The sequence below is a fragment of the Desulforudis sp. DRI-14 genome (genome assembly GCF_052618305.1).
Genome location: NZ_JBQXEZ010000024.1, coordinates 19,422 through 28,679, shown reverse-complemented (window position 1 = coordinate 28,679; position 9,258 = coordinate 19,422). Strand labels below are relative to the sequence as shown.

Genomic DNA, 9,258 nt, shown 5'->3' with positions numbered 1-9,258 from the left:
TGAATTCCTTCATTGATACTCACCTCTGACCTCTCGCCTCACACTTCTCAAAGCCGGGCGAAGCTTTTCAACGGCCTTATAGAACGGTCGAAGCGGAGCATGGAGCGTCGGGGATAACCCAGACCTGCTGTAACCATTTTTCATTTTCTGTGGTGCTGCATTTTGCAGAATGAGGGTCTACTGGGAAATATGCGACCAGTGCTGCATGAACCTCTTTGAGAAAACCACATTCGCCTATCAAAATCCGCGGAGTGAAGTTCGAGAGAGAAAGAGTTCGTTAAGAGGGCGGGCTTTGTGCTGATGGCGCGCCTGGCGGTCAGTGATAAGCAAGCAGATGACAAAAGATTCGAGGCGTTTTTCCCGTTGATAAAAAAAGAGGCCGCCGATCACCGCAACTTCGTGAAAAAAGCGGTAAACTGGGCCTTGAGGCAGATTGGCAAAAGGTCTTTGTACCTGAACCGGAAAGCTATTGACACCGCCCGGGAAATCCAGGGCATGGCTTCCAGGACCGCCAGGTGGATCGCCGCCGATGCCCTCCGCGAGCTGACCGGCCCGGAAGTGCAACAAAGGCTGCGGAGCCGGGAGGAACTGTTGAAAAACCCCCGGTCTTTAACAGACCCACCGAAAGGCCGGCCCTTATAATAAGCGGGTTTGGCTATCGTTTCTTCCCTGTCGCGATAATCGCCTCCGCCACCTCATCCGCCAGGTCGTCGGGAATCGCGATGCCTTTGGCGGGCCGCATTTCCCCGGTCTCCTTGTCGCTGTAAAAGTTGCGGACATCACAGTACCACGACCTCCCGCGCCGCACCCGCCGCACGTGGATCTCGTCGCCCCGGTCGTTTTTGCTGATGACGTGCGGCTCACGTTCCTCGTCCCAAAAGCTCCCCGAATCCTTTTGCGCCACTTCTGTTACACTCCCAACTTAAATCTTAAAAGCCTGTTCAGTTCGGGTTCGCCAAAATCATAAGCCGGGCGGCTGGCACTATGTTGTCACTATTGTTAAGCTGAATACTCTATTTTTATTTGGTTTTTTCATTCCGTCTCCGGGGCATGGAGGGAGCGGGTGGTTTTGTCCAAAGGTTCCAGGATCTCGATGTCGCTTCCCGTGGAAGCGCCGAGTTCCTTAAACCTCCGGGCCGCAACCAAGACCCGCCCCTCCAGGGAACCCACCGCCTTGTTGTAGGCATCCACGGTCCGGTCCAGTCCTTTCCGCAGGTCGGCAAAGTGGCCGGCCAGGACTCGGATGCGTTCGTACAACGTCTTCCCCAGTTCGCTAATGGCCTGGGCGTTTTCGGCGATCCGCTCTTGCCGCCAGCCGTAGGCCACCGCCTTTAAAAGGGCTATCAGCGTCGTCGGCGTGGCCAGGATAACCCGTTGCTCGACGCCATATTCGATCAGGCCCGGGTCGTGCTCGAGGGCCGCGCTGAAAAAGGTCTCGCCGGGCAAGAACAGGACGGCGAACTCGGGAGCGGGCCTGAACTGCTCCCAGTAGGCCTTTGTGCCGAGCTGCGCCAGGTGCGCGCGAATGTGGCGGGCATGGTCCTTGAGCCTGGCGAGCCTGACAGTTTCGTCCGGGGCTTCCAGCGCCTCGAGATAGGCCTGCAGGGGCGCCTTGGAGTCGACGACCACGTTCTTGTTGTTGGGGAGCCTGATGATCATGTCGGGCCGCAGGCGTCCGTCCGCGGTGCTTACAGATTCCTGCTGGCAAAAATCGCAATACTCCACCATGCCCGCAATCTCCACCACCCGCCTCAACTGGATTTCTCCCCACCGGCCGCGGGCGGCGGGGGTCCTCAGGACGGTCACCAGCCTGGCCGTCTCGGCCTGGAGCTGGACCTGGGTGGCTGCAAGCGACTTGAGCTGCTCGGAAACGCTCCCGTAAGCGGCGGCACGCTCCTTTTCGATCTCCAGGATTTGCGTGTTGACCCTCTCCAAGGAATCCTTAAGGGGCTTGACAAGCTCGTCGATGGCTTTCCGGCGCGTTTCAAGGTCGCTCCTGGCCCCCTCCTGGAACTCTCTCAAGGTGGCAGTGGCCAGTTCTAAAAAGGTCCGGTTGTTGCTCCGAAGCGCATCGGCTGATAAAGCCTTGAAAGCGTCGGACAGTTTTTGCTGCGCTTCATTAAGTAGGGCGAGCTTTTCGTCTGCGGCCTTGCGTTCTTCCCTTAGTGCCGTTTCCAGTTCGGATAACCTTACCAGGAGTTCGGCGTTCTCGTCTTGCAGCTTCGCAATCCTTCCATCCCTTATACGTACCATCTCTTCGAGTTCCGGGACCCTGCCGGTTCTTGCTTCGGCGGCCGCGCGCCTTTCAGATTCCTGCTTGAGCTCTGCCCCGAGACGCTTTGCTTCGGTGACGGCTTCCTCAAGAGCGCTCTTCAAATCCTGCACCTGCTGTTCTTTGCCGTACAATCTCTCGGCCAGGGCCGCCCGTTCGGTATCAGCCTCGGCCCTGGCCCTCGCACAGGCGTACTGCATTTTAACCCGAAGCATGAACCAGGCGACAACCACCCCTGCCGCTATCCCGAAAACCAAAAAGGCCATCGCATCGAGGCTGCCTGTCAAAAATCACACACCCCCCGCTCTGTCCTTTGTACCACGATTCGCCGTTCGGGCTTGCCTTCCTTCATTATCCGCCGCCGGCACATCCATCCAGGAAAGCTTTCAACCCCGGCCATCACCAAGCAAGGACCTGCCACATACCCTGTTAGCAAAAACAGGAAGGGCAACAGGTGATTGTCTTGCTGCACTATCGCAAGTCACTGAGCAAACACCGCTGGCAGCTGATGCAGCTGCCCAACGTCGTCGGCGTCGGCATCGGCTCCAAGCGGGCCCACGGCGAGGATACGGGCCGCATGGCTTTGGCAGTCTTTGTCAGCAAAAAGCTTCCCGAGGAGGCACTCCCCCGGGCACACCGTATTCCCAAGCGGATTGACGGTCTTCCGACGGACGTCGTCTGCATCGGAGAGGTGCGTTTCCTGGATGAACGGGTGAAACGGCACAGACCCGCTTATCCCGGCCTCAGCATCGGGCATTACAAGGTCTCGGCAGGGACCTTCGGTGCCGTGGTCTACGATAAGAGAACCGGTGAACCGCTGATCCTTTCCAATAACCACGTCCTGGCAAACAGCTCCAACGGAAATGACGGACTGGCCCGGCCGGGCGACCCCGTTTTGCAGCCGGGAGACCACGACGGCGGCACGGTGGAAAACGACGCCATCGGGGTGCTGGAAAGGTTTATCCCCGTGCGTTACAACGCTCAGGAAGCCCCCTGCCCGATCGCCAGGGGTTTCGAGAAGGCCCTCAACCTGCTCATCAGGGCATACAGGCCGCGATACTTCGTGAAGGTTTACAAGCATATGGAATTTCACGCCAACCTGGTCGACGCCGCCCTCGCCCGTCCTCACAGCCCCGACCTGATCAGTCCCGCCATCCCGGACATCGGGCCCGTCGAGGGTATCGCCGAACCGCGGCTGCATATGAAAGTCAGGAAAAGCGGCCGTACCACCGGTCTGACAACCGGCCAGATACTCTACCTTGACGCCACTATAACCGTTAAAGCGTCGGCAAATCAGTCCGCCCTGTTCGAAGACCAGATCGTCTGCAGTCCGATGAGTCTGCCCGGCGACAGCGGCTCCCTCGTTCTTACCGAAGATAATAAAGCGGTGGGGTTACTGTTCGCCGGGTCCACGGAGGCAACCATTCTAAACAATATCCGGAATGTGGCCATACTCCTGGGAGTAAAGTTTTAAACTTAGATCCGGCAAGTAAGACCCAAGAATCCAGTAATGGCGTGCTTTGCAGCAGCAATTCGGGGTAAAAAAATCTGACAGAATTAGAGGGAACATCACTCCTTCACGAGAATTGGTATCTTGACAAGAAACATCAATAATGGAGGAGGATGTTCCCGAGAGACCATGGTAGCCCTATATACAACAATAAACCCCAAGCGCCACATGGCCTTGGGGTGATGGGATTCTTATGCGTATTAAAATAATTGTAAAGATGTCAGCAACCGACTCGTCCTTTTTAAGAACCTGACACTAAGCACCGGACCCGGCAAACTCGTTGTAAACTGCCTTAACGTGCGCGGCGGCCTCGATATTCCCGACGCCCTGCAAATACGTGATATAGGCCGTAAGGGACTCTCGGTTCGTCCAGTCAAGATCCACCCCTGGCACCAACCCCGCCTGCGGCAACCGTACCGGCAGTTCATCAGTCATGTTGATAACCGCTTTCAGGTACAAGAAATTGAGCATTTCGCGCTGGGCGGAAATAATCCCATCCCCTAGATTATCAAGGACCCAATGCAGCGAGCGTTTAAGTTCTTCTTCCGCATCCCGTCCTTTTTCATCAAGCCATTTCTCCAGTCTCGCCGTCACGTAGTCCACGAAGATGTCGAAGTCCAGGTCCAATCCCCGCTCCAGGACTATTCCCATCAAATCGTCCAAGTATTCTCCACGGCTCATCACCGCTTGGAACATGGACCCATACAGCTTCGGTTCATCTCCGGGCTCCGGCAAGCTCCTGACATAGTCGGCAATACCCAGTAAGGAACCCATAACGGCGTAGGGCGGGGTGTCCAGCGGTATTAACTTGTTCAAGATCGCTTCCATCGCAGGCCCCGTTTTTTCCCGAAATATCCGCGACCATTCCCGTTCCATGATCGGATGCCTGGCCAGATAATCTTCCAAACGTTCCCTGTCATTGATTTCTCCTTCTTCCTCAAGCTTTTCCATCTCGATTAATGACTCGGCCGCTGCGCCTATCGAAACCCTTAAAACCGTTTCCCATAAAGGATTGTAGGTGAATTCCTCATCCATGCAAAAATGCAACCCGAGAACAACGGATTGTAGTTCGGAATCAGTCCACCTCCAGTCCCGGAGAAGTTCAAAGAAAGCCCACGCCATTTCCTCGGCGACATCGCGGTTTACCAGCCTCGGCAAATACGTCTCCGCTATGCGTTCAAAATGGCTCTCCATCTCGGATAGATCAACATCCTCGCCTATCTCGTTGATTTCGTCCAGGACCTTGCGCAGCTTGTGAAGCGGGAACAACTCTCCCTCCAGCACGGGATCGGTCTGCAACAGCCGGGCGAGCGTTTCCAAACGTTGCACTACCCCTGCAACGACCTCGTCCTCGTCCCCCTTTGCCCACATTGCACCCAGGGCCGAAAGGGCCCGCTCGATACTCTCAGGTGCCGGTAAACACTCATCCCGACGTAGCGATAGCCCACACGCCAGGGCAAAGGCCTCGTTCAATCCCGGTTCGACCCATTCCCAGCGTCCCCGCCACCGGCACAGGTATTCGTCTACCTTCTCCATGCAGCAACACTTGTATTTTTTGCCGCTCTCGCACGGGCACTGGTCGTTGCGTTCAACCTCAAAGAATCTAAACATTTTCTTTCTCCCTGCTCCCTTTTTCTTTTTCCTGCCAAACATTAACCAATCGTCTTGTGTTAATTCTGGCAGCAAGGTTCCCGCTATCGATTTTCTTCATAAAAATAAAAAAACCCTGGCATCCTTCGCGTTTTTTCGCTAGTTAACCAGATACTTGTTTTATCGAATACAAAACTTATCGTATAAAATAAAAACCCCAACGCCGTCAAAAGCTCTGGGGTGTTTGAATTCTTTAGATGGTGGGCGGACCTGGGATCGAACCAGGGACCTTCTGCGCGTCAAGCAGACGTTCTCCCACTGAACTACCCGCCCTCGGGATATTTTTTATTATGCCGGAAAAACAATCGTTTGTCAACATACCGCGGGAGTCTGTTTTTCGGCCGCCAGAGATCTCATTCTCTTCCATCCCCCTGGTCCCTACCAAAATGTATACTGCCCGCGCGGGTTGTTACCGTGCACCGATCTGCTCGAACATCAACTGGTACCAGGGTTTCCGCGGCACTTCGACGCCGGCGAACAGGGGCACGCTGCCCAGGTACTGCCCGTTGTAGGAGAGACCGAGTTTGCCGACGCGCTGCCCCGCGCGGACGGGAGCCTCAAGTTGGTGCGGCACGTCTAGGACTTTTTTGACCGCCTTTTCCTGGTTCTCCGGCACCAGCAACTCCAGATCGCCGCCCGATACCAGGGGTACTTCGGCCGCTTTGCCCCGGAGCACCGGAACGGTACCCACCTCCTCGTCCCTGCGGCAGACAGTGACCGAGGGCATGCTGAACCCGTAGTCGAGCAGTCTGGCGGCGTCGGCGTAGCGGTTGTCGCTGTGCAGCACCACGGCGAGGAGCTGCCGTCCGTTGCGGGTGGCGGAAGCGATAAGGCAGCGGCCGGCGGCCGAAGTCGTCCCCGTCTTTATGCCGTCACAGCCGTCATACCATCCTCCGCGCAGGAGCCTGTTGGTGTTGTGTACATGTTCCTGACGGTCGCTGTTTTCCCACATGATCGTAGTCTCCCTGGTGCTGGCCAAGCGGGCGAAATCGGGATTGCGCAAGGCGTAACGCGTGATCTGGGCCAGGTCGTAGGCCGTCGAGTAGTGGTTGGGGTGAGTAAGTCCGTGCGTATTGACAAACCGGGAACTGCATGCTCCTAACAGTTGTGCTTTCAAGTTCATCCACTCGATAAAGCGGTCGTAGTCCCCCGCCACGTGGTCGGCTATGGCAATGGTGGCGTCGTTGGCCGACACCACCATCGCCGCCTTGAGGAGGTTGTCCAGCGTTAACACATCACCCTTACGCAAGTTGATAATCGAACCGCGGGCGTGAGAGGCGGCGCGGTCGCTGACCTTTACCACGTCGTTCACGTCGCCCTCTTCAAGGGCGACAATGGCGGTGAGGACCTTGGTCAGGCTGGCCGGATGGATACGCTTGGTCTCCTGCTTGCCGAACAAGACCTGACCCGATTCCACGTCAATGAGTATAGCGGCCCGGGCGGTAAGGTAGGGGCCCTGGGCGGCGAAGGATTTGTCCGGCCCGAAGAAAATTGCAACCGCTAGCAGGACAAATAGGTAAATCTTTAAGAACCTACCCATTCTTTCGGCAACCCCCCCCCTCGTCTATTGTCCCGCTTAAAAAGGCTTTTCATTTAGCCAACAAATGCCATTGAGACTGACATAAACGGCCCACTGGATCATATAGTTGTACAAATCTTTCCGGGTGGGTGCCGCCATGTACATCTATTTCTTTAACTTCCGGCGGGCCAAGCAGGCCGTACTGACGGCAGCGCTGATGGCCTTCATATCCTTCCTGTTCTGGATCACCGTCTTCGACCAGCAGGTTGAAACGGTATCGACGACGCACTCCCGTATCATTTACAAGGTCAAGACCGATCAGAAGGTTGCCGCCCTGACTTTTGACATCAGCTGGGGGGAAAAAATACCGGAACCTGTGCTAGACATTCTCAAAAAGGAAAACCTGAAATGCACTTTCTTTCTCTCGGGCCCCTGGGCCGAACAGCATCCTGAAATCGTACGCCGAATCGCCGCCGAAGGCCACGAGATCGCCAGTCACGGCCACCGCCATGTAAACTACTCCGAGCTCCCGAACAACGTTATCGCCGAGGAGATGGGTAAAGCCCACGAGATCCTTAAGAACTTGACCGGCCGGACCCCGAACTTGATCCGTACACCGAACGGCGACTGGAACGAGCGCGTTCTCGACGTAATCTCCGGCGAGGGCTATACCGCCGTGCAGTGGAGCGTTGACTCTCTGGACTGGAAGGATATCGGCGTGGAGAGGATCGTAAACAGGGTCCTGCGGCTGATACACCCGGGGGCGATCATCCTGATGCACGCCAGCGACAGCGTCGAACAGACCCCGGAGGCGCTGCCCAGGATAATCAAGGGGTTAAAGGAGAAGGGCTACAAGATCGTGACGGTCGCGGAACTGATGACCTGCGGCCGTGGGGTATGCGAGTAAAAGTGAAACCGCAGTTTACACTGCGGTTTCACTATCTTGTTACCGGCGTCATGCGCTTGTTCAGGGTGCTGAACTCGTCGACGAACACGCTTGCCGGACGGCCGTTGGCGATGCCTCGCGCGATTCTGTTCAGCCGTGTCACGAGGTCCGGGTCGCTGGTCACCAGAACCCTGCGGATTCGGTCGTCGGCACGCTTAACCTGCATCGCCGCCTCTCTTTCCGCCTCTTTTGTCCGCCCTTCCTGGTTGGGTTCCATGTTCAGCCCCACGTAAGCGTTGGTGCCGAAAAGGACGACGACAGCGTCTTCGACCCCCGGCACAGCCGCGGCCTTCGATGCCAGGCGCTTAGCTAGCGCACTTGATTCACGGGGGTCGGCCGGCAAGGCCGCGTTCGGGTTCTGCGGCGTCTGCCCCGGAGGCGCCGGCCGGCGTGCCGCGTTACAGCCCGCGAACACCGCAAATACGACAAAAACCATTAACGCTAGAACCAAAAGGTTTCTCTTCTTCAAACTTACGCCTCCTTTCTCTGCTGTTCCACTGGATACCGGTGCTAGACTTAGTATTCTTGGTGCCTGGAGCAAAGATACTTTATCTGGGGCGGTAAATCGTACCTCTCCTGTTAAACCGTGCCCCGACCTGTTACGGGCTCTGATGCTTCTTCCGGGCAAAATAATCGTTGATGGCCTGATGGAAAGCTTCAGCGAGTTTCTGCTGGTAAGTCGGCTCCAGCAGCAAGCGGCGCTCGCGGCGATTTGAAATGTAGCCCATTTCTATGATGACCGCCGGCATTGGCGTCTCCCGCAGAAGATAGTAGCTTGACGGCCTGACGTCTACCGCGGTTACTTCCCCAAGCTGCATCAGCTTGTGGTAAAAACACCGGGCTAACTCCAGCCCCTCCCGCGAACCGCGGCAATAAAAAATCTCCGGGCCGAAGCAACGGCGGTCGCGAAAGGAGTTAGCGTGGATACTGACCACCAGGTCGGCCCGGTTTTCCCTGGCTACAGCCACCCGCTCGTCCAGACCCATGACGCGCCAAACCGGACCATCAGCGCCGGCCCGGCAAAAAGCGCTTTCTTCCTCCCAGGTCATTACCACCCTGGCTCCCTGGTCGCGGAGCAGTTGCGCCAAAAGCCTGGCCACGGCGATGTTGATCTCTTTCTCAAGAATACCGTTTTCCTCGTCTACGGCACCGGGGTCCAAACCGCCGTGACCCGGATCGATCACGATCGTTCTCCCCTTCAGGCCGGCATGCGCTGCTGCAGCCGCGTGGCCGCCCGTCAAAAGGGCAAGGATAAACGTCACGAGGCAGACGGCTGACGTAAAGGTCGTGATTCTCCAGTGTCTCATACGTCATTTATTGTGGCGGGCAGGAAGGAAAGACAAACGTGGAAATGGTTCCCT

General features: G+C 56.7%; 9 protein-coding genes and 1 tRNA gene. 3 read left to right on the top strand and 7 right to left on the bottom strand.

What is annotated here, in order from left to right; translation table 11 throughout:
- Positions 1 to 300: 300 nt before the first annotated feature.
- Complete coding sequence (locus ACUM6F_RS11050) at positions 301 to 642, top strand: DNA alkylation repair protein (protein ID WP_445349257.1); 342 nt, start codon at positions 301 to 303, stop codon at positions 640 to 642.
- Between the two features lie 13 nt (positions 643 to 655).
- On the opposite strand, the gene ACUM6F_RS11045 is transcribed toward ACUM6F_RS11050, so the two are convergent.
- Together ACUM6F_RS11045 and ACUM6F_RS11040 are read right to left on the bottom strand one after the other, a co-directional pair.
- Positions 656 to 904: a PC4/YdbC family ssDNA-binding protein gene (locus tag ACUM6F_RS11045; protein ID WP_445349256.1), complete on the bottom strand. Its 249-nt coding sequence runs from the start codon at positions 902 to 904 to the stop codon at positions 656 to 658.
- Between the two features lie 128 nt (positions 905 to 1,032).
- Positions 1,033 to 2,559: a DNA recombination protein RmuC gene (locus ACUM6F_RS11040; RefSeq protein WP_445349255.1), complete on the bottom strand. Its 1,527-nt coding sequence runs from the start codon at positions 2,557 to 2,559 to the stop codon at positions 1,033 to 1,035.
- Between the two features lie 167 nt (positions 2,560 to 2,726).
- Here ACUM6F_RS11040 and ACUM6F_RS11035 point away from each other — a divergent pair, with 167 nt between their 5' ends.
- Positions 2,727 to 3,746 carry a chymotrypsin family serine protease gene (locus tag ACUM6F_RS11035; protein ID WP_445349254.1) on the top strand — a complete coding sequence of 340 codons (1,020 nt, stop codon included), beginning with the start codon at positions 2,727 to 2,729 and terminating at the stop codon, positions 3,744 to 3,746.
- Positions 3,747 to 4,037: 291 nt separating this feature from the next.
- On the opposite strand, the gene ACUM6F_RS11030 is transcribed toward ACUM6F_RS11035, so the two are convergent.
- The 3 genes from ACUM6F_RS11030 to ACUM6F_RS11020 form a co-directional block, all read right to left on the bottom strand.
- Positions 4,038 to 5,393, bottom strand: coding sequence for an SEC-C domain-containing protein (locus ACUM6F_RS11030; protein ID WP_445349253.1), 1,356 nt, complete (start codon positions 5,391 to 5,393; stop codon positions 4,038 to 4,040).
- A 237-nt stretch (positions 5,394 to 5,630) separates the two neighbouring features.
- Positions 5,631 to 5,705 (bottom strand) — tRNA-Val (locus ACUM6F_RS11025).
- A 136-nt stretch (positions 5,706 to 5,841) separates the two neighbouring features.
- Complete coding sequence (locus ACUM6F_RS11020) at positions 5,842 to 6,972, bottom strand: D-alanyl-D-alanine carboxypeptidase family protein (RefSeq protein ID WP_445349252.1); 1,131 nt, start codon at positions 6,970 to 6,972, stop codon at positions 5,842 to 5,844.
- A 106-nt stretch (positions 6,973 to 7,078) separates the two neighbouring features.
- Here ACUM6F_RS11020 and pdaB point away from each other — a divergent pair, with 106 nt between their 5' ends.
- Positions 7,079 to 7,858 (top strand): polysaccharide deacetylase family sporulation protein PdaB, encoded by a 780-nt coding sequence (gene pdaB / locus ACUM6F_RS11015; RefSeq protein ID WP_445349251.1) that lies wholly within the window; start codon positions 7,079 to 7,081, stop codon positions 7,856 to 7,858.
- A 31-nt stretch (positions 7,859 to 7,889) separates the two neighbouring features.
- Here pdaB and ACUM6F_RS11010 read toward each other — a convergent pair whose 3' ends face one another.
- Entirely contained in the window at positions 7,890 to 8,366 is a 477-nt protein-coding gene (locus ACUM6F_RS11010; protein ID WP_425622023.1) for a YhcN/YlaJ family sporulation lipoprotein, read from the bottom strand.
- A 130-nt stretch (positions 8,367 to 8,496) separates the two neighbouring features.
- The gene (locus ACUM6F_RS11005) at positions 8,497 to 9,204 is read right to left on the bottom strand and encodes an N-acetylmuramoyl-L-alanine amidase family protein (RefSeq protein ID WP_445349250.1); all 708 of its coding nucleotides are present in this window, start codon (positions 9,202 to 9,204) and stop codon (positions 8,497 to 8,499) included.
- Positions 9,205 to 9,258 lie beyond the last annotated feature (54 nt).